The following is an 18,839-nucleotide window of genomic DNA, read 5'->3' as shown; positions in this document are numbered from 1 at the left end:
AGTATCTTAGATGAATTGCGTTTCGCTAGCGGTATTTGGCTAGCTCTCTTCCCGAAAATCCTGCAACGAAGCGTGACGCAAATCCTCCTCGCCGCGTAGGTGCTTCACGCGCCCAATTAGCCCCGGCTTGACCCATTGCGTTGCCGGTCGCTTCATCCCCTTCGGTGCCGGTCCTGCATGCTCTTGGACGCGCCGCCAGAGCCGTTCGCGCATCTCGCGGTTCAAGGTGATGAATGCCGAGCCGACATAGCGCCCGGTGCCACGTTCCGCCATCAACGCAAAGGCCGGCTTGCCTGCCTCGCGCTCGACGCCTAGCAGCTCGTATTCATCGATACTGTACGCCTTGGTCTTAAGCCATGCCGTTGAATCGCCGCTGCGGTAGACGCTGTCTTTGCGCTTAGATACCATTCCCTCTAGCCCTGCTTGGTCGATCAGATGGAAGATAGCTTTCGCATCGCCGGGCAGGGCTTGGCTGAATTGGATGTGCTCGCCAGCAGGGATCAGCGCTGCAAGGATTTCACGGCGATCCTCTAGCTCCATGTCGCGAAGATCGTGGTCGTTTAGGTGCAGCAGATCGAAGGCGACGAAATACAAGTCATGCTGCCGACGTGTGATCGCTTTTCGCAATTCCCCAAAGTCCGAAATGCCATCGTCATTCAGAACGACAATCTCGCCGTCGATGATTGCGTTTTCAACGTTGAGGGAAGCAGCTGCTTTCGAAAGATCGCGGTATTTCGCAGTCCAATCGAGACCGCGACGAGTGAATATGCGAACGCCTTCGCTGTCGATGACGATCTGCGAGCGGTAGCCGTCGAATTTGACTTCGTGAATCCAATTCGCGCCCTCCGGAGGCTTCTCAACCAGAGCCGGCATCAACGGAGGAATGAATTTCAAACGCATGCACTAACCCCAACCGCGCGATTCAAAGCGCAATTGCTAATTTAGTTCCAGCGCATTTTAGGTGAATTCGATATTCGAATGGTTAGCAGTACCAAATGGTATGGCATCGCGACGATGTGGTTAGTGGATTGGTTAGTTCGCCACCAACCGAAAATCGTCAAACCCTATGGTTTTCAGGCTTTCTAGGGGTTGACTTGGCGGAGGGAGTGGCCGCTCAGCGCAACCGCTCGCTTCTGGGGGGTAAGCCTAACTTCTAGTCAGAGAAGCATTTGTCTCTTCCCACCTCGGGAAATCTGTTGCAGTTCCAAAGGGACCGGCCAAGAGACCATGAGTATAACTGAGATCTTGCCTGCTCAACGCTCATAGGAAGGTCTTTTCCCATTTTTCTATCATCGTTCCAAATTGCCACAGTGCAGCCATCGACCCCATATGGGCTGCGTTCTTTGCAAATACGTTTGGCTATGCGCTCGTACATCATAGGATCAGAAAGCTCTTTTGTTACGGACAAGAAGAAAGTAGCCCCGCCGACCTTAAGGAGGGTTTGTACGCCATCCATCGCTTCAGGTCGTTGGTAGCCATTGTTCTTACCCTCGCCAATTTGAAGGTAAACACCGAAGGCAATCGCGAAGCTGATAACAGCACCGAGGGTGATCAAACCGCCGAGCATACTGCCGGTGGATCCAGGGACGTTCTTGGGAGGTATTGGGCGCGTCGTCCTGGGGTTCTGTTGCTGGCTGATCACATGCTTCTCAGCTAGGATGCGGCGCGCTCTGTCGAATTCGTTCTGATCTATCTCGCCCCGAGCTTTCATGGCAGCTAATTCTGCCACGGCTTCTTTTAGCGCGTTTGGCACGGTCTGATCCCCCCATTACCCTTCCGAGCATTGCGTACATACTATAGTTGATAAACTCGGAGGATGCGAATTGCGAACTGGTTGCGCATGGATATGCGTCGGCTGGTTGGCAGGAACTTCGCCCGCCTGCGTCAGGAAATGGGCCTGACTCAGGAAGAGGTTGAGGCGCGTTCCGGCTTTAGTCAGCAGTATCTCAGCGGCTTAGAGCGCGGCCAGCGCAACCCTACGGTCATTACGCTCTACGAACTGGCTCAGGCCCTTGGGGTGAGCCACGTTGAACTTGTGAAACCGGACGATCGCACGAACTGAAAGCGCCAACCGCACTAAGGCGGCGACGGTTCGGTTCAAATTACCCCTGTCGCGGCCGAGAAAGCCCGACAACGGCCCGGCAAGCAATCTAGTCGGCTATATGCCAGGGAACCGCCTACGCCGCTCAGCGGCCAAATCTCGCGCGAACGCGCCGAGGAGAGTCGCAATGCCTTCGTCGCTGCCACGCGTGCAAGGCGCCTGCTGTATCTGAGCTATCCAGCCAAACGAGAAATGCCGCCAAGTACGAAGACCATCGCGCCGGCCATACAGCCAGGTGCACCCGGAAATAACGCTACCGGATGGTTGGCGTGTGTTGTGGGTATAGGCCGCACCCGTCAGGCTTGAGGCACCGCTGTCGGGGCATTTGTCGGCCTAAGACAACCCCAACAGCCCGCCAGGCCCATAGTCACTCCCTGTTCTTATAAACGCACGGCACGAAAAGAGCATGTTCCAATGCCGACTTCGGTGTGTGGGTGGGTAACGTCATAGCCACCAACCTGAGGCCGAATGATCTCCAGACATAAAATGGTTAAGAGAAAATGTATCTGCAGAGTCAAGAAAGTTCTCGAAAGTTGGATTGCTTACAGGCAAATGATCAACTGCGCCTTGCATCTCTCTATGGAAAACATAGTCTTCATGTTCCAGGGTATGTGAATGATGATTCCCCACTGGTGAAGGGAATATGAAACTGTCAGAACTCGCGAGAGCAGCAACTGAGCCGTCGTCGATCGCGTTACTTGCTACCGTAGAACCGACGAACCACTTCGGCGGTGCTCCGGAATAGCCAAGCGCATTCAGTATCGCAATGTCAGCTGTGCTTAGCGCAATATTTGCTCGTCCGTTGTCGAATTTGGCCATCAAATCGTCGCTTTTAGCAAGATGAAAGGCCGCTCCTGTTCCGTCGCCATTCCCTGTGAGCAGGTATTTATTATCAAAGTACCAATCTCCACCTTTCTTGGGTTGCTTTTGATCGACATGCAAATCCCAGACAGAAGGGAAGTCGAGTGATCCGGGCGGGTTGCCATCCTGGCCTATTCCAAAACCTAGCCCATGAAGTAGCTCGTGAGTAAGAAGGCTTGTCACGTCCACGTTGCTGTGTCCAGAATACCAGGTGCCGACTTTTGATGGATCGAGCGTTATCCGAAGATCCGGACCCGCGCCGTTGAGATCGCTCCCCGTCCAGTGCTCGTACAGAAGACCGGGAACGTTGATGTGTTGGTGTTGCTTGTCGGCGGTTACGACTTCGGCCCATAACGGTCTGGTTTCAGCTAAATTGGTGCCCAGGAGCGTCGCTGTCCCAACCGCGATCTCTATGTTGGGCAAGTGAAAAAACTGCGCAATTCGGCCAGAGGCAGCTGTTAGGTCAGCAAGCAGTAGCGGTTGTAAATCTGAATCTATACCTCCCCAAGAGGTTACTTGGACGATTGGAGCGTTGGAGCCGACATCATTGTTAGTAATAGTCACAATGCCGATATCATCGGCAATAACTACCGATCCGCCCGTGGTGGTCTGACTCGGGGCAGAAATTTTGACCGAAAATTTCTCGGTTGGCTCAATAAAGCCATCGTTACTTGTTGGGACTGATAAGTACAGAGTGGTACCAGAAGTTGGCGTGAATGTGACCGATGCCACCGTCGGAGAACCAACGTCCGACGTACCCTGACTTGCAGTCATATATTTAAGCGCGTCACTCGCAGGGTTAAGCTCAGCGAGCGAAATAGTCAGGCTCCCATCTGTTAGGGCGTTGTCAATTGTAATTGGAATTTGCACCGTGTTGCCTTCGACAACTTCGACATCACCAACAGACACCGAGGTTACGGTAGCGTCAGCATCAATGTTAAAGGTCATCGTAAACGCAATATTATTGTGGTAACCGCCTGGAAATGTGTCCGTCCCGTGACCGGTAAAGACATAACCAGACAGCGTTATGGACCCACTCGTGGCCAATGCAGTGACAGTTCCAACGCCCCAATCCGTATAATTCGTATTGGGAGGATTAGGGATGCCAAATATATTGTAATAGTAGTCTATCCTACCTCCTCCAACGTCATACGGAACTCCATTTAAACTGTAATTAGGCGCATATGTTATAAATCCAATCCCCGAATCATATGCTTTCGGATCGTCTGTCAAAACATAATGGAAAAGATCAGAAAAACTATAAGTTACGCCAGAAGTTATGCTAAAATCGTCTTGTACAATGGTTGTATCAAACATTTCAGCCTCCCATAACTTATTCAGTGGGATATTGCCACGCTGCACACAGCAGCCCTCATGCTAAGAATGCAGCCGGATACGTCGGAGGCGCCCCCAAATTCACTAGATATCGTCATCAGCCTTGTAGGCCATAAATACGCGCCACCGAAAAAGACGGGTGTCCAAGGCTCGTTATGTTAGTATCTGCTAATTTAGGTCTAAATGCAATTCAGCAAAACTGCGTCGTGGTATGCGCGGCGTAGTGGCATTTCCCCTTATCGGCTGGTCTTGGCCATGCCACCCGTGCCAAACGTCTCCGGACCGCTTGGCAGGACAACTATGCAGCGCGGTGCAAAGGGGTACTGGTCTTAAGAAGACCCTGGCCAGCCAAATTGAGAAATTGCCGTGCGCCTCATATAAGCCCGTTGGGCGGCTTGACGGGCGGCACCCTTGAAGGAGACAAGCCGCGTAGCAATCGCCGGTGTCGGGTCATCTGTCGCCAAGACAAGGCCGCTCGTTTACATAAGCCCCCTGTCGGCTTGACGCCCGTGGTTCATCCGCAGGAAGTCAGAAAAATTCTGGTGCGATTTCGAAGCAAGGTAGATGAGAATCGGGACCCCTGCCGTGCCGCAAAACGGGACCGGCCCCTCCCTGAGACTGATTGTGACTATTACCGTCGTTGGAAATATGAATGTCTATAGGCGTCGCGCCGCAGGCCGGGCGAGCACGGACCGTACCGAAAGCGACAGTCTAATAAAGGGGGTTGAAAATGCGACATCAGCTGACTGGCAATGCCGGTTTGTACCACGTGGCGCGGGAACTATCGCGACGCGGTTGGCATGTCATGCCCACCGTGCGAAACGCACGGGGCGCAGACCTCTATGCCGCAAGCGACGATGAGAGCCGTGTCTTACCAATTCAGTCAAAAGCTCTATCCAAGAAAGACCCAGTGCCGCTGGGTGGTTCGCTGGACACCCTTCGCTCAGATTGGTGGGTTGTGACGATCAATGCAAACACCGCAGTACCAACCTGCTATGTCCTGACGAAGGACGAAGTGAAAGCCGCAGCGCATCGGGGAATGAGTGCAACTGGCACGGTATCGTATTGGCTACAGCCAAAGTCCTATGCGCTTCCTCAGTATCAAGAAGCATGGGACAGGCTCGGCAGCCCAGCCGCTCCGGAAGCCTTTGAAACTCAAACTGCAGCTGTAGCCCCCTCAAGCAAAGGGTAGCACATGACGGTCTTGGACGACGTACGGGAGTTCATCCAGGGAAAAGCGTCCAGCGCCGTTTGCGACGACTGCATTGCGGATAGTCTCAAACTGTCAGTTCGCCAGCACGCTAATCACAAGACACGGGAGCTTGCCACCGCGTTCGGATTCAACCGGCGAGAAGATGTCTGCTCAATGTGCAAGAACACAAAGAAGGTCATTAGCTACGCCCACATGGCCGGGTAGGCAGGCAAGTCTGGACCATTCGCCCCTTCCACCCCTTTTCCAGCCTCAAGTGTCCCTCATCCTGCGACGCCGGCGGAACGGTCGCCCCCTGCGCGGAGGAGGAGCATAAGTCCAACGGCTGGCCTCCAGCACCCGCTCATTCCTGAGTCTGCTGGCGACCATTCCCAATATCGTTTGACTTGGAAAGATTTGCGCACGCTTCCGCGCCGCATTTATGAACGCACCTGGAGGCACTGCAGCAACAATGGCATGCCCTTCGACGCGTTCCGGCAACAAACACCATAGCGTGCGATTTGGTCCTGACGGCTCACTTGTTGCCGCGACACCTTCAAAATCGAAGAACACCGGCGCAGTGCAGTTAACCCACGCGACGGGGAAGCTCGCTTCTGGGCTAGGTGTGATGAAGATGCCTGTTCGCGGTATGGGCTTGAAAAGCCTTCGACCTTGAAGAAAACGGGACCTATCTCTCTTCAGCCTCGCTCCGTCCACGATCCAGACCATATTTCTATGAAACGCCTCGCGTGCTGCCATCTCCTGGGCCGGCAAATGCGAATGCTGGAACTCGATGACCAAGCCATATTCGGTCTTCACATCTGCAATGTGTTTCTCGCCCGAGTCGTCACGCTGGACTATCTCCTGCCATCCCACGGGAAACTGGTCCTTCCAGCCGCGATGCCACGTAGTTTCTGGTTCCCACCATGGGTCGCAGTTCCTGTCGCCGCGATGCGCCCAATGCCAGACCCTCTGGGTTCCGCACTTCGCAATCATCGGCTGTTCGCAGCCCGGACAGCGACCGATCAATCCAGGCAAGGTCTCAGACTTCACGTCATTCACCAATGCAAACCGCATTGCCTTCTCCATAAGCGTTCAGAACCGTCGCCGTCGCAGGCGGCAGCCAGTTTCTTGTCCAGGAGCGTTTGTCAGCAGCGCGGCCAGCCTAAGCTGGTGCTGTTTCTTTTTATCTTCGACGTGAGGGGTGACCGTCGTCGGTTATCGTGCGGCTGACGAAGATGCGCGGCGCCGCTTTTTCTCAAAGCACGAACCAGAACGTATCTGAGCCATTGGTTCAGTCAAGTTGTGGCTTCAATCCGCGCGGGAAGTCAGAAAAGTCTGCTGCGGTCTAGAACCCAGGCAATATGGAACTAGGCGCCCCTTCCCAACCGCGAATTAGGACCGGACCTTGGAGTTCGTTTCTGGCCGGCATCGGGATGAGGAAAATCGGCGTCTAAAAAAACGTTGGCTGCAAGTCTGGGCGCCGGCCGCCCCAGGCCGTAAGTGGCCGCTGGCAAGCATAGGGCACGTCGTCGGTCGGACCGCCGGCAAGGCCGGCAACGCCACTGTACGGCTGTTTCTTGGCCGACAGAGTCAATTTCTGCGTAGTCGGGTCCTCGTCGTTCGTCCCCAGGGCAATCAAAAGCATCAAAACGGCGGTATCACTTGCTAAACCGATCGAAGACCCTGCCCAGAACTACTTGGCCGCTTCCAGCTTTAAAAAACTGGCGAACCCCTTCAGGCAGCATCACTGCGTCTGCTGTTGGATCACCGGCTAGCGCTTCTGTAGCCTTTGCCCTTGCGGCGCCTTCATCTTCAAGAAAGACCCATGCCATATCGTCGCCGCGCTCAAACATCCAACCAACTATCACCCGTCACCCTCCTTTGCTTTGCGATAAACATATAGACGATTGGCGCGTGGCGCGACAGTCGGTTGGTAGCGGTTGACCGCCGGGAACTCAGTGACCAGCGGAACAGCCGTAACGACGCAAGAAGTCAATACCTCTGGGTTTTACCGCCCGACCTGCCGTTGTGGCTGAGTGGCCGTTCTCGCTTGCGCACCCTTGTCTGTCCGCCAACTCTGTCGACAGGACAGTGTACCCCCTCCCGTCATGCCCCAGGGCTGGCAGGTGAAGCAGCTTCACCGTGATTGCCATTGCGATAAACGCAGCATATTGGGGAGCCTTTTCCGGCTCGGCATCAACTATGAACGTCTGCTACAAATGCATTGGTGATTCCTATCTCAGAGAGGAAATCCGGACTGACGGTAAGCGGGCAAAGTGCGCTTACTGCGAGAAACTGCGCAAATCATTTACAATCGATGAGCTATCTGACCGCGTTAGGTCCGTCGTTGAAGAGCACTACCGGCATCACCAGGACGAGTACGGGGCGGACTCGGGGGAGCCGATCAAATGGCTGATCGCCGATCTTTTAGAAGCGGACGAAACCATCGCGGAGGACGTGCGTGGGCGGATTTCCGAGGATACGGCATATGAGGCCTATGACAGTGGCGACAGCGACCCCTTTGGTTGGGAAGCCTGCTACTTAGAGAAATCGCCTGACACGTTCGACTATCAAGAAACATGGTCGCTCTTTCGCAGAGAGATTCGGACACGGTCCCGTTTTTTCAGCGAGTATGCCCGAACGGCGTTAGCCGACATATTTGGCGGCTTGCTCGACATGAAAACTTGGGAGGGTGAATCGGTCATAGCTACGATCACACCCACAAGCGAGCATCGATTTGTGTACAGGGCGCGCATAGCCCTAGCCGAGGACGAAATCACAAAAATTCTGACCGAACCGGTACCTGAATTGGGGCCGCCGCCCTCTCGCTTTGCACGACCCGGACGGATGAACGCAAGCGGCATTTCAGTCTTCTACGGTGCCTTTGAAGAGGACACATGCATTGCCGAGTTGCGTGCGCCAGTCGGGAGCCACGTCGTTTTGGGTCGTTTCGAGGTGGTGCGTGAACTTCGCTTACTTGATCTTAATAAGCTGACGACGGTCTATACCCGCGTCAGCATGTTCGACCCTGCATTTTCCAGCATGTCGGGGAGGGCGGCATTCCTCGAACAATTGGTAGAAGAGATCAGTCGACCGATTTTGCCACGAGACGAAGAAGCGGAATACCTCGTCACGCAAGCGGTATCGGAGTACCTGGCCTCGAACGTCGAACCGCGGATCGACGGCATTCTATACAACTCGGCTCAGACGGCTAAAAAAGGCCGCAATATAGTCCTGTTCCACCATTCAAGCGTGGTTGAGCCATACGTGCTTCCCCCAGGCACAAAGGTTGAGGTCAACCTGGGATGGGCTAGTCGGGATGACTATGACGACCAAATATTTGTTTGGGAGGAGACCCCGATGCCGCCGGCGCCAGTTCCGCCTCGATCGCCACCGCTGGCTCCGCCAAAACCTGCCAACGCACCTAGCTTTCCTCTTTTTCCTTTGGTCACCGAAGATAGCAGAGCCGAATGGATATCGGATCATCCAGCTCTTCGCCTCCTGGTTTCGGAAATTGCCGTGTTCCGGATAAAAGGGGTCAATTATGATCGACAACCTCGGTTCGCAATGCGCCACCGAACGACGGAGAGCGATGGGGGGGCGCTATTCATGGGTCCAAAGGTTCGGTACTTCGCGTACGGTTCGAACATGTACCCACCTCGATTGCGTTTCCGAGTGCCGGGATGCCAAGTACTTGGTACGGCCACGTTGGTCGGGCATCAGTTGCGCTTCCACAAGAAGAGCCGAGACGACTCCACCAAGTGCGACGCGTACTACACCGGCGTTCCTACTGACACGGTCGTGGGTGTTGTTTATGAAATCCCGAAATCGCAGAAGGCCGCTCTCGATAAAGCCGAGGGCGTCGGTCACGGGTACGACGAGGTCACCGTCGCCTTGGTTAGGAGTGACGGAACCACCGTGGAGGCGACTACATACATCGCAGCCGAGGCCGCTATTGACCCTGATTGCAAGCCCTACACTTGGTACCGGGACTTTGTCCGCCTGGGAGCTGAGGAGCATGAATTTCCAGACGCGTACATCAAAGATTTTATCCTCGGCGTCGACGCGGTGGCAGATCCGGACGAGAAGCGTGAAGAGGCTAGGCGTGCTGAAGTGAAAGTCGATCGCTTTCCCTTCTAAGTCCAGGCGTGGCGCGGCCCTGTCCAGGCTTTTGTTGGCCCAAGACAACGCTGAAAAAGCCGGCCAAGCCCACCAGTGCAACGCCAGTCCTTTCTGAAGCCGCAGGGAAGTCTCGGCGAAACGAGCATTATTCAATGCTGGCTTCGTCGCGCAAGGTGCCTGTCGTTGCCGAGAAAGCCGGACAGCGCCTCACCAGCAATTGCTGCGTGGGAAGGTGCTGGAAAGCGCATATTACGCTCAGCGGCCAAATCTCCCGCGATTTAGCTCGTGAGGAAGTCAGAAAAATCTGGTGCGATTTCGAAGCAAGGACACTCCAGAAGGGTCCCCCTCCCCAGCCGCAAATCCGGACCGGCCCCCTTGAACCAATTGCGGCCCGCAAACGGCAAGGCGAGTATAAGGTACGTCACCCGGTTAGGGACCGCCGGCCGAGCCAGAAATGCCACCGCACGGCCTTTTCTCGGGTTGCCTAGGCCAACTCATTAGGCTTGAGGGTGTGTGGCCGAATGCACCATGGTAACTTCACCGTTGATCTGCATGGACGGAGGGATGGCAGAAATGTCACTGGCGCGCACAAAGGAAGAGAAGCTCGGTTTCGGTAATCGGCCGCTAGTGAAGGTTCTCGCTATTGCAGCAGCAATAGGCCTGTTCTCATGGCTGGGTTTCGAAGTCAGCGAATATCGCGACTTCGTTCGCGACCTAAATGCCTATCAAGGCGTCAAGCTGGGCGATTCAATGGACGAAATAAAATATGCGCTGGGATATCCGCCTTTTGTGCTTGCGCCACCAGAAGCTGGAACATCCGACAAGCCAGAGCCGGATTTTCATTTTCTCCTCATGTATCAAACCGACGGCAATGATCCGAAGAACGCTATGCCTAACGGGAAGAAGGTAGAGGACTTCTCGGATTGGCAGTACGTAGAACGTGATCACCGAATCGACCTTTCGTTCGATCCCACATCAAAGCGGATTTCGGGGATTGGCTGCTATTCGGATAGCTCGGTCAACGGCCAACGCTGCCCCTCGCTTTTCGGCATTGATAGCAATACCTACGAAGACGAAGTCTTAGCGAAGCTTGGCATGCCGAATGCCGAAAAACTCTCGGGAGCTTCAAAGTCTTTTCGTTATGATGCAATAGGATTGGAAGTAACTCTTTCAAAGCGGCGCGTTTATATGCTGAATAAGACTAACCCAGCCGGCTCCAGCATAGGATGGTTTTTCACCGGGAATTGAGCCTATACGGACCTTTAGTGCTTCGGCCAAGTGATTGTTCCGCCAGGTAGCGCGCCTCTCAGATGCGCCCAGCAGCGCCGCAGCCGGTTCGCCCCAATGGTCTAAACCGACGTGGAGCCCGACTGGTCTAGCCATTTAAGCGAAGAGTCCGACAATGCCGCAATTTGCGGCCGGGAAAACGGCGCGTAGTGGGTGTACAGGCCCTTTGCCAAGGGTGTGATGGCTTCGAGCGGTTTCCAGGGCTGCGTACCCGTTGTCGGCCGTCGCGCTCTCTGTCAGCCAAACTCGGATATCACACGAAAAGAGCACTGTTCCGTCAAGAGCGAGGCGACAAGCATACAACGGTGGGTTTCAAGCAGACCTTTTTCGTTGCCGGCATCATCATTTTCACTGAGATGGTTCTTTTCTTTTCCTGGAGGGGAAATCTATGCGCCATGAGATCAAGAAAACGCCGTGGTCGTGGTGACGTTTAGCAGGTTTGGTCGGTGTCCCAGTGATGGCCGTTTCTATGGGCGTCGTAGTTGTCTTATCTTACTGATAACTCGTACGAATTTGGTTCTGGCGGTGTCTATGCCATACATTAGGGTACGTTTTGAGGCCATTTTCACAGCCGTATGCGGTTCTTCCCCACCAGACGCAGGCGGTCCTTTCTCAAAGGAATCTCGTGAAGCATTCTGCCAGCTTCTTCGTGCTGAGCGCGTGTCGCCTGCGGCGTCGCTTCGTGGTGTTTTTTGAGGGGCGCTTTGCCTTCATTGCCCGAATGGCATCGCGAAACCTGCCTTTTATCTGAGCCGGCGATGACCGCCAAATTTCTTCGGGTACATCACGACGTGCTTTTATCTGTCGCCCCCCACGCTGTTCCAGCACCTTGATTGCAAGGTGGGCCACTCGGCCTGCTCGGTAGTCCATTTCGCGGAAAAGCGCGGCTACAGGAGGGGTGTTCGCGCGGGCGTTGGTCGAAGTACGCTTCGATGGCCGCACGACTGTCTTCGGTGCAAGCAGCTTGCCGAGTTTGACGTTGTCGATCTGCTCCAGAACCAGGAATCGGTGAAGGTAGCTTTCCAAGTTGGCGTTGATCAGATCGGAAAGTTGGTCGCCACCAAAATGAGCCCTGACAGCACGGCTGCGCTTCGATGTCCATTCTAGGCGAACAATGGGCGGTCCAAACTGCCCCTGTGCCAGCTTCCTTCGACGAATGTAGATTTTCAGGTTGTGGGCCGATTTATCGTGCTCAAAGTAGATCGTGGGGTGCCTGAAAAGCCCCCGTTTCTCTAGTTCTTTGTCCGTTAGCGGCCGCCCCTTTTTCCTCTCGCTGACGAAGGTGATGTACCCGCGCTCATGATTTACCTTGCCAAGCCGACAGAGTAGGGAGTCTCGTCCGACAAGGGCGGATTTCTCCGAACTAGTGTCTATGTCAAAGGCCGCTTCGACCTTGGTCGCCCGATAGGACCCAAGGGCATCTTCGTATTTTTGCAGGAGTTTCAGCGCCTCCTTGTCGGACAGGCAAACGATCTTAAGCCGGCTGCCTCGTTTCCCGCGCCGCTTCTCAAGTTTGAACGCGTGGCTACACCGCTCCAGTTCCTCAATCGGTAAGAGTTGCCGCAGCTGAGCCTTGGGTATGTCGGTGCAAATGCTGATTGCGTCGAATGTGGGCTGGCAAGTCCCAATTCCAGGTATGGTCAAGACCGCCATGGCGCTTCGCTCAAACCGCTTCTTTCAAGCTGCATGCCGCTCCCCCGGGGACAAGCTGCCAATGCACCAAGTCTGGTCCGTCGACACTATCTTACGGTTCATGGCGATCATGCTGCGGCGCTTTGTTCCCGAGTCCACTCGTCGAATGCCATGTAGTAGGATGTACGCATTCTTGAGCGAGACAAGATTACCAGCGGGCCTCGCCTTCCGTGGATTACAAACCGCTTGTCGTTGCAAATAACTGATGCGACCATCCCAAACCAGAAATCCTCCGCTTGTTCCATGCTCACGATCACGCCGTCGTCGGGAACTGTCGCGTTGGCGGTAAATTCAAGAAACCCATTGGTGCTTTCAAGAAATACATATGGAAAGCCCTCAAAGCCTGTTATCCCAACAACCTTGTCTCTCGCGTTTACCGCGTGACATATCTTCCTGAGATTTTCCCAAGCCTCCTCGACCGGATAGAAATTCCGAAGCGGGAAGCCGCGTCTCTTGTTTTCCCTCATGGTTGGTGCCTTACCTCAAACTGGTTCTTTCAAGCTGCACACGAAAGCGCTTCTTCTTGGTGTTTGATGCCGGTTCGGGCGCCACCGACGCGTTTACGTGCTTCTGACGGCTGGCCATTCTCTTGTCGATCACGGCCAGTACTTCCGCCTCGATCCACCACGTGCAGCCATCTATCCTGATTGGATCGGGCAACGTGCCGCGCTGCGCATAACGCCAGATGGTGGCGACCGACACGTGCATCACAGCTGCTACTTCTTTCACACTGAGAAATTTCGTGACATGGGCCGTCATCAACGCAACCTCATTCGGTTTCTCAAACCACCATGTGTATGGTGTTTACTCGTTGTATTCTAAGAAAATCTGTTAATTACCATTGGATCTTCACGATCGACAAAGTTATTGTCTATGTACCTTATATAACGTACGAGTCGCGACGTGAGAAGTATGGTTTTATAGTTGTGATCGAATTGGCGCTGTAGAGAGCTACGCAGACTAACGTTTTTGTAGCTGAGGAAAAGCCAGAGCCTTTTCAGAGGGTTAGCGCGATAGTGGGTCTTTGTAACAGATTGTTGCAGACCGACACAAAGGCCCTCGTTTGGGCGCGGACAAGCTTTGAAAGCTGCGGCAAGGCACTTCCAGGGAGTTTGCCGTCCGAGGAGCCGCGAAAGAACGGTCTGTGGAGAAGAACGCCTTCCGGCGTGAGTCGGGCAGCTAAAGTCTCACCCTAACACGGTAGTTTTTCCCAACATGGCTTGTGACATGGACAGCCCAGCGCTCCAGCAAATCACGCCGTTGATCCAGGTAGTCGGTGCGCCGGTAGGACCTTTCAACGCTTGAGCCGATTGTATGGCCAAGCATGGTTTCGGCTACCTCATGCCGTGCGTCGGTCGTTTCCGCCAGCCAATCCCGCAATGTTGATCTGAACCCGTGCGGCCTGTATTCCAGCCTGGCACGTTTCATGTGTTGACTCATGGCCATATCACTAATGACGCCCTTCTTCGGGTTGGCAAAAAGGTAGCCGTCACGCTCAAATGCTTGCGCCATCTCAATCACGGCAAGCGCTTCCGCCGACAAAGGCACCCTGAATTCCGTAGTGGCGTCCCGCCGCCCTTTCATTGCCTCAGCCGGTATCGTCCACACGTCACCTTCAATCTGATCCTCGTGAATATACCGGATAGGCGCTGACCTCACGCCCGTGAGGATTAGCAAGCGCAGGGCCAAATGCGTAAGGTTGTCATCTTTAAGCGTGGCGTAAAACGCCGGTAGGTGCGACCAAGGCATGGCGGGGATATTCTCTGCCTTATGCCGCTGCTTTCCCAACAAGGCCCTTGCCTTGTCTGTGGCCTGTAGGTCCACCTCCAGACCAAGGGCGGCTGCATGCTTAAGGCATATGTTCAACCTGTTGATGGCCTTGCGAGCGGTATCGGCCTTGGCATGCCAAATGGGTGCTAGGGTGTCGCGAATATCTCGCTGATCTATTTCCCCGACCGGCACCTTTCCAAGTTTGGGCAGCACATGCAGTTCCAGAGGAGTGAACCACCGGCCAGCCTTGCCATCCCCTTTCAGTTCCGCCTTGCGCGACTCAAAGGCATCCTTGGCGATGTCGGCCAAAAGGTGCAGGTTGCGTGCGGCTTCCCGCTTCTCTCGGTCGCGTACCTTGATGGGATCTTTTCCAGATCGCGCCACCGCCCGCCATTTCTCGGCACCATCGCGGGCTTCCTTGAGGCTGACTTCCGCGATTGAGCCAAGGCCCATTTCCCGCCGCCTGCTGTGTATGGTGTAGCGCAGGAACCATTGGCCTCCGCCGTCATCGCGTCTAAGCAGCCACAAACCACCTCCGTCGGCGTATTTCCCTGGCGCCAGCTTTTTGACGGCAATGGCGCTTAGTCTGTTGAGGGCACGCATCGCATCCACCTCTCCAAAATTCCCAAATGTCACCTATCACAAACCACCGCAAGATCCACCTTTCTATCTATGATAGGTTGCATTCATTTGCGACGGTGTGAGACATGGAATCGGCTAAGTGTCTGCATTAGAGGGGATATTGATACTCCATGATACACGCTGAGGTCGTAAGAAAATGCCGCCTCTGGGCACCATTTTTTCCTACCTAAGATAAGGCACTTAGCGGTTTTAAAAAAATCGCTATGATTTGCATCGAATTAGTAACATTATTCGCGCCTCAGCTCTCATAATGAGCAAGGGGAATGGTGAATGTTCAGAACAAAATTCTTCTTTGTATTGCTGGTCATTGCCTTAGCATCGCCCAACGCATCATCGGCTGGGGCAAAGAACCTAACTGGCGCGGAGATTAGGCAGCTTCTGGTCGGCCATAGGATGACGTTTCAATCATCCAACTACAAAGGCGAAGCCTATTGGGAAAAGTATGGAGTCGTCATCCTCTCTGGAACTTATCTGAAACTTACCGGAACTGTAGGGAGATCATGGGGCATAGAGGGCGACAAGTATTGTCGAACTTTACTTGTATTTAGAAAATGCTTCACAATCTCAAAGATTGACGTCAATAGATATATTTTTGTTGACGGCAGCGGTAACACCGCCAGCACTGGGACATGGCGGTAGCGTTTCAGTGGGGAATGTCGAAGGGAGTTGGAGATGACAGCAGCGTCTAGCGACATGGCGCTTGCCTACGCGAAAAATTACTGGGATGCCGGGAATCAGGTGGTAATACTGATGTTTGGCTTGGCATTTGCTGTATACTATACCTTAACTCAGTACAAAGAGGTCCTTCGCCTCGTCTCAAAGTATAATTTTCGCCTCATACGACTTACGCTCATTAGCAATTTACTTCTTCTAGCTCTTCTTTGGATCCTTAATACCCAGGAAACGGCGGTTGCGCAGATTGTTACGCCGGAAGACGCGCTGCTCCGCGCCATAGCCGCAGGGTTTTATATACGCGCCAGCCTCCTTATCGGAAACACCGTACTGTATATAATCGTGCTCCGATTCGTAAAGAACAGAATAGACCCGAACACGGGCAACCCTATCTCTCCGCCACAGCAATAACAGCGTGGTGTGACCGATAGGCCGGCAGATCGCCGTTCGTGGATGCGTCGGGACCGATATACTGCTCCATGGCTGTCCTCCAGTGAGGTCGGTGACGGCACTTTCTTCGTCTCAATCGATTGAACATAAAGAGAGTATCCCCTTACGGCCGATGCGCGAAAAGCCGCGTCGTGACCGGCAGGTGTCACAGCCTTCCTACTCCGTTGTACTGCCTTTCTTTCTGCGCCGATTGATGTGCGATTGCGCGACGGCCATTCGCAGCTCGGGTGTCATCTCCAATGGCGCATTCTCTGCCTCGTGTGGGTTCTGCAGCCCTTGGACGTGGACGGTGGGGAATGGGAGTTCGATGCCCTGCTCCTTGAAGGCTTGGCGGAGGCGTAAAAAGAATCTGCCTTTCATACTGAAGGCGCCTCCCGGTCTGGTTGTGACCTTGACCCTTAATACGATGCCGTACTCGCCGAACTCCTGTACGCCCTGCATCTTGATCGGTTCGATCACCCAGTGTTTGAATTCTGGATCTTCCGCCAGTTCGAGGCCTATCCGCTTGATCAGCTTGCGGGCGAACTCGACATCGGTATCATAGCCAACGGTGATGTTGAACTTGTCGGTGACCCAGTCGCGGCTCTGGTTCTGCACCGCCCCGAGTTCACCGAAAGGTATTGTGAACAGCGGGCCACGATGGTGGCGCAGCTTCACCGAGCGCAGCGAAAAGCTCTCCACCGTACCCCTGTAGCTGCCCGATGAAATGTACTCGCCGACACGAAACGCATCGTCGAGCAGATAAAACACCCCTGAGATCACGTCCTTGACGATGGTTTGTGCCCCAAATCCGACAGCGACGCCAACGACGCCGGCGCCGGCGATCAGCGGGCCGATCTGGATACCGATTGAGGCGAGCATCATCAGCACGGCCATCACGACGATCACTGCAAGCAGAATGTTTTGGATGATCGGCAACAGCGTGCGCAGCCGTGCCTGCTGCGGATCGAGGGTCGGGACGTCCTCGTCGCCGATCACCGCATGCGGTGTTTCAATGCCCAGCTTTCGCTCGATCAAGGCTTTGATGATCGACCACCCGAAATCGGCGGCAAGCGCAATGACCACGACGTTGATCAGGCCGCGCAATATCAGCGTGGTCGTCGGATCGCTGTCCTGCATGGACTGCATGTCCAGACCCCAGACACGCGCGAGAAGGTAAGCCGCCGCCAGGATCAAAATCATCCGGATCCCGCGATCGATGACAGCGATCGTCACCGCCGGAATCGTCGGCCGGCCGGCATCTTCGGATCCTGGCCGCAGGACGAAATTGACCCCGCGCTGCGTCAGCACGATTGCCAACGGCAAGACGAATGCGGTGAAGGTAAACCAGAAGAGTATATAAAGGCCGGCTATGCGCTCCAGGAACAGAACGATGAAATAAGCAGTCAACAGCCATGTCGCTGCCGTGTGACCGTGCCCGCCGTCCCGCCGTGTTCTTGGCCGACGCCAGACGGCGCGCAGAAAGAGCAGCAGCAGGATGAAATCGGCGCCCAGAGACAGGACCATCATTCCGTCCTGATCGATGCCGAGACCCGGCAAGAGGTTAAAGGCGGCGGCGAAGAAGGCGAAGACGCCGACGATCCGCGATAGCCAATAGGACCAATGGTCGGCGGTCTCGTTGGCGATCGGCAAGGCACGAACCTCGACGGCGTTCTCGACATGCATGAAGGAAGGGACAAGCAGGGCTATCACGTACGTGCGCACACCCCATGTAACGACGGCAGCCATCAGAAATGTCAGCACAATCTGGCGGATAAGCATTGGCCAGTCGAACAATATGAACGCGCCGGCGCTGCCCACCGCGAACGAGACGATCAGCAGGCTGGAATAAAGCGTGCGACCACCAATCTTCTTGGCCCGCCCGATGGGCGTATCCTTCGATTGGGCGATAATCCAAAGACGAAATGGGCGGGTGAGTTTGTACGTGGCCCAGGTCAGCGCCAGGCCGGCGGCGATGAAAATCGCAATCAGCAAAAATACGCCGGCTGGCCCCCTGCTGGACATATCCTCCATGGTCGCTTCCCGAACGCGTGCGAACTGGCCTGGCAGCGAGGGTAGAGTTCGCACGATCCGCTCGATATGATGCTTGATCCGATCGAGCGTAGAGGATGCCATCGTATTCATCTGGCCCGGCGCGGCCACCGCGTCGGACGATGTATCGGCCGGCGAAGCTCCTGCCGCGGCGGGCGCTGCCGTTGACCCGGGGGCCTGATTTCGCTGTTCGGCCACCCAGGCCTTCACTGACGGATCGTCGAGAAGCTCGAATAACTGTTTGACCCTTTCAGGCGGGACGGTTGGCGGTGACTGCGCCTGTGTCGGGCCAGCCAATAGGAGGGCGATCCCGAAGACCAGCGGCCTGGCAATCAGGACAAACATCGCCGCCAGATCTTCGAGACGTGGTGCCGGGCGCGCCAGGTTCCTGGCTTCCAATCGTCGAATCATGCGTGGCATCGTGCTGTACCCTTCCGGTCAATCGGCAAGCAACGACATCTATGTCCGCCGTTGCTTCTACCTTGAACAAGCCGATGTTGTGGTGCAAGACATCATCGGTCTGAGCTAGACCCTTGCGCCGGGTACTTGGCGGTGTCTACTAGCCGCAGGGGCAGGGCATTCCGACCTCGGCCTCCGGCCGTTCCATGAACTGGGCATTGGTGATTCTGGGCGCAGAACGCCCGGCATCGGGATCCTAGGCCCATACAACGAGAGCATAATCGC

The 18,839-nt window shown here is 54.9% G+C and carries 15 protein-coding genes; 5 read left to right on the top strand and 10 right to left on the bottom strand.

Translation table 11 applies throughout. The annotated features are described in order from the left end of the window. Nucleotides 1–39: 39 nt before the first annotated feature. Together FJV83_RS31540 and FJV83_RS31535 are read right to left on the bottom strand one after the other, a co-directional pair. Nucleotides 40–900 carry an ATP-dependent DNA ligase gene (locus FJV83_RS31540; protein WP_142886999.1) on the bottom strand — a complete coding sequence of 287 codons (861 nt, stop codon included), beginning with the start codon at nt 898–900 and terminating at the stop codon, nt 40–42. Between the two features lie 253 nt (nt 901–1,153). Continuing rightward, nucleotides 1,154–1,753 (bottom strand): SHOCT domain-containing protein, encoded by a 600-nt coding sequence (locus FJV83_RS31535; RefSeq protein ID WP_142886998.1) that lies wholly within the window; start codon nt 1,751–1,753, stop codon nt 1,154–1,156. 87 nt (nt 1,754–1,840) lie between these two features. Here FJV83_RS31535 and FJV83_RS31530 point away from each other — a divergent pair, with 87 nt between their 5' ends. Then, nucleotides 1,841–2,062, top strand: coding sequence for a helix-turn-helix transcriptional regulator (locus FJV83_RS31530; protein ID WP_142887011.1), 222 nt, complete (start codon nt 1,841–1,843; stop codon nt 2,060–2,062). Nucleotides 2,063–2,545: 483 nt separating this feature from the next. Here FJV83_RS31530 and FJV83_RS31525 read toward each other — a convergent pair whose 3' ends face one another. From FJV83_RS31525 to FJV83_RS31505, 3 genes are all read right to left on the bottom strand, one after another. Beyond that, nucleotides 2,546–4,279 (bottom strand): hypothetical protein, encoded by a 1,734-nt coding sequence (locus tag FJV83_RS31525; RefSeq protein ID WP_142886997.1) that lies wholly within the window; start codon nt 4,277–4,279, stop codon nt 2,546–2,548. A 1,480-nt stretch (nt 4,280–5,759) separates the two neighbouring features. Continuing rightward, nucleotides 5,760–6,563, bottom strand: a complete 804-nt coding sequence (locus FJV83_RS31510; protein WP_281408859.1) for a competence protein CoiA family protein — start codon at nt 6,561–6,563, stop codon at nt 5,760–5,762. A gap of 584 nt (nt 6,564–7,147) precedes the next feature. Continuing rightward, the gene (locus tag FJV83_RS31505) at nt 7,148–7,342 is read right to left on the bottom strand and encodes a hypothetical protein (protein WP_142886993.1); all 195 of its coding nucleotides are present in this window, start codon (nt 7,340–7,342) and stop codon (nt 7,148–7,150) included. 289 nt (nt 7,343–7,631) lie between these two features. Here FJV83_RS31505 and FJV83_RS31500 point away from each other — a divergent pair, with 289 nt between their 5' ends. Both FJV83_RS31500 and FJV83_RS31495 read left to right on the top strand, forming a co-directional pair. After that, entirely contained in the window at nt 7,632–9,629 is a 1,998-nt protein-coding gene (locus FJV83_RS31500; RefSeq protein ID WP_142886992.1) for an RES domain-containing protein, read from the top strand. A 546-nt stretch (nt 9,630–10,175) separates the two neighbouring features. Then, nucleotides 10,176–10,859, top strand: a complete 684-nt coding sequence (locus tag FJV83_RS31495) for a hypothetical protein (protein ID WP_142886991.1) — start codon at nt 10,176–10,178, stop codon at nt 10,857–10,859. Nucleotides 10,860–11,510: 651 nt separating this feature from the next. Here FJV83_RS31495 and FJV83_RS31490 read toward each other — a convergent pair. The 4 genes from FJV83_RS31490 to FJV83_RS31475 all read right to left on the bottom strand — a co-directional run bounded on the left by FJV83_RS31490 (nt 11,511) and on the right by FJV83_RS31475 (nt 14,963). After that, nucleotides 11,511–12,551, bottom strand: a complete 1,041-nt coding sequence (locus tag FJV83_RS31490) for a hypothetical protein (protein ID WP_142886990.1) — start codon at nt 12,549–12,551, stop codon at nt 11,511–11,513. Between the two features lie 107 nt (nt 12,552–12,658). Next, the gene (locus FJV83_RS31485) at nt 12,659–13,057 is read right to left on the bottom strand and encodes a hypothetical protein (RefSeq protein ID WP_142886989.1); all 399 of its coding nucleotides are present in this window, start codon (nt 13,055–13,057) and stop codon (nt 12,659–12,661) included. Between the two features lie 10 nt (nt 13,058–13,067). Beyond that, nucleotides 13,068–13,349 carry a hypothetical protein gene (locus tag FJV83_RS31480; protein WP_142886988.1) on the bottom strand — a complete coding sequence of 94 codons (282 nt, stop codon included), beginning with the start codon at nt 13,347–13,349 and terminating at the stop codon, nt 13,068–13,070. Between the two features lie 420 nt (nt 13,350–13,769). Then, nucleotides 13,770–14,963 (bottom strand): site-specific integrase, encoded by a 1,194-nt coding sequence (locus FJV83_RS31475; RefSeq protein WP_142886987.1) that lies wholly within the window; start codon nt 14,961–14,963, stop codon nt 13,770–13,772. 309 nt (nt 14,964–15,272) lie between these two features. Here FJV83_RS31475 and FJV83_RS31470 point away from each other — a divergent pair, with 309 nt between their 5' ends. Then, the gene (locus tag FJV83_RS31470; protein WP_142886986.1) at nt 15,273–15,641 is read left to right on the top strand and encodes a hypothetical protein; all 369 of its coding nucleotides are present in this window, start codon (nt 15,273–15,275) and stop codon (nt 15,639–15,641) included. Nucleotides 15,642–15,674: 33 nt separating this feature from the next. Continuing rightward, nucleotides 15,675–16,085 carry a hypothetical protein gene (locus tag FJV83_RS31465; protein ID WP_142886985.1) on the top strand — a complete coding sequence of 137 codons (411 nt, stop codon included), beginning with the start codon at nt 15,675–15,677 and terminating at the stop codon, nt 16,083–16,085. Between the two features lie 195 nt (nt 16,086–16,280). Here the strand turns inward: FJV83_RS31465 and FJV83_RS31460 are convergent, their stop codons facing one another. Continuing rightward, on the bottom strand, nt 16,281–18,566 hold the full coding sequence (locus FJV83_RS31460) for a mechanosensitive ion channel family protein (RefSeq protein ID WP_246691944.1): 2,286 nt from the start codon (nt 18,564–18,566) through the stop codon (nt 16,281–16,283). Between the last annotated feature and the right edge of the window lie 273 nt (nt 18,567–18,839).

Origin of the sequence: Mesorhizobium sp. WSM4307, from assembly GCF_007003945.1 — a bacterium.
Classification (GTDB): Bacteria; Pseudomonadota; Alphaproteobacteria; order Rhizobiales; family Rhizobiaceae; genus Mesorhizobium.
This window is presented reverse-complemented; position numbering and strand designations above follow the sequence as displayed.

Coding starts and splice junctions, on each gene's coding strand:
- FJV83_RS31540 (WP_142886999.1), bottom strand. CDS start 900: ATGCGTTTGAAATTCATTCCTCCGTTGATGCCGGCTCTGGTTGAGAAG.
- FJV83_RS31530 (WP_142887011.1), top strand. CDS start 1,841: ATGGATATGCGTCGGCTGGTTGGCAGGAACTTCGCCCGCCTGCGTCAG.
- FJV83_RS31525 (WP_142886997.1), bottom strand. CDS start 4,279: ATGTTTGATACAACCATTGTACAAGACGATTTTAGCATAACTTCTGGC.
- FJV83_RS31510 (WP_281408859.1), bottom strand. CDS start 6,563: ATGCGGTTTGCATTGGTGAATGACGTGAAGTCTGAGACCTTGCCTGGA.
- FJV83_RS31505 (WP_142886993.1), bottom strand. CDS start 7,342: ATGTTTGAGCGCGGCGACGATATGGCATGGGTCTTTCTTGAAGATGAA.
- FJV83_RS31495 (WP_142886991.1), top strand. CDS start 10,176: ATGGCAGAAATGTCACTGGCGCGCACAAAGGAAGAGAAGCTCGGTTTC.
- FJV83_RS31490 (WP_142886990.1), bottom strand. CDS start 12,551: ATGGCGGTCTTGACCATACCTGGAATTGGGACTTGCCAGCCCACATTC.
- FJV83_RS31485 (WP_142886989.1), bottom strand. CDS start 13,057: ATGAGGGAAAACAAGAGACGCGGCTTCCCGCTTCGGAATTTCTATCCG.
- FJV83_RS31480 (WP_142886988.1), bottom strand. CDS start 13,349: ATGACGGCCCATGTCACGAAATTTCTCAGTGTGAAAGAAGTAGCAGCT.
- FJV83_RS31475 (WP_142886987.1), bottom strand. CDS start 14,963: ATGCGTGCCCTCAACAGACTAAGCGCCATTGCCGTCAAAAAGCTGGCG.
- FJV83_RS31470 (WP_142886986.1), top strand. CDS start 15,273: ATGTTCAGAACAAAATTCTTCTTTGTATTGCTGGTCATTGCCTTAGCA.
- FJV83_RS31465 (WP_142886985.1), top strand. CDS start 15,675: ATGACAGCAGCGTCTAGCGACATGGCGCTTGCCTACGCGAAAAATTAC.
- FJV83_RS31460 (WP_246691944.1), bottom strand. CDS start 18,566: ATGATTCGACGATTGGAAGCCAGGAACCTGGCGCGCCCGGCACCACGT.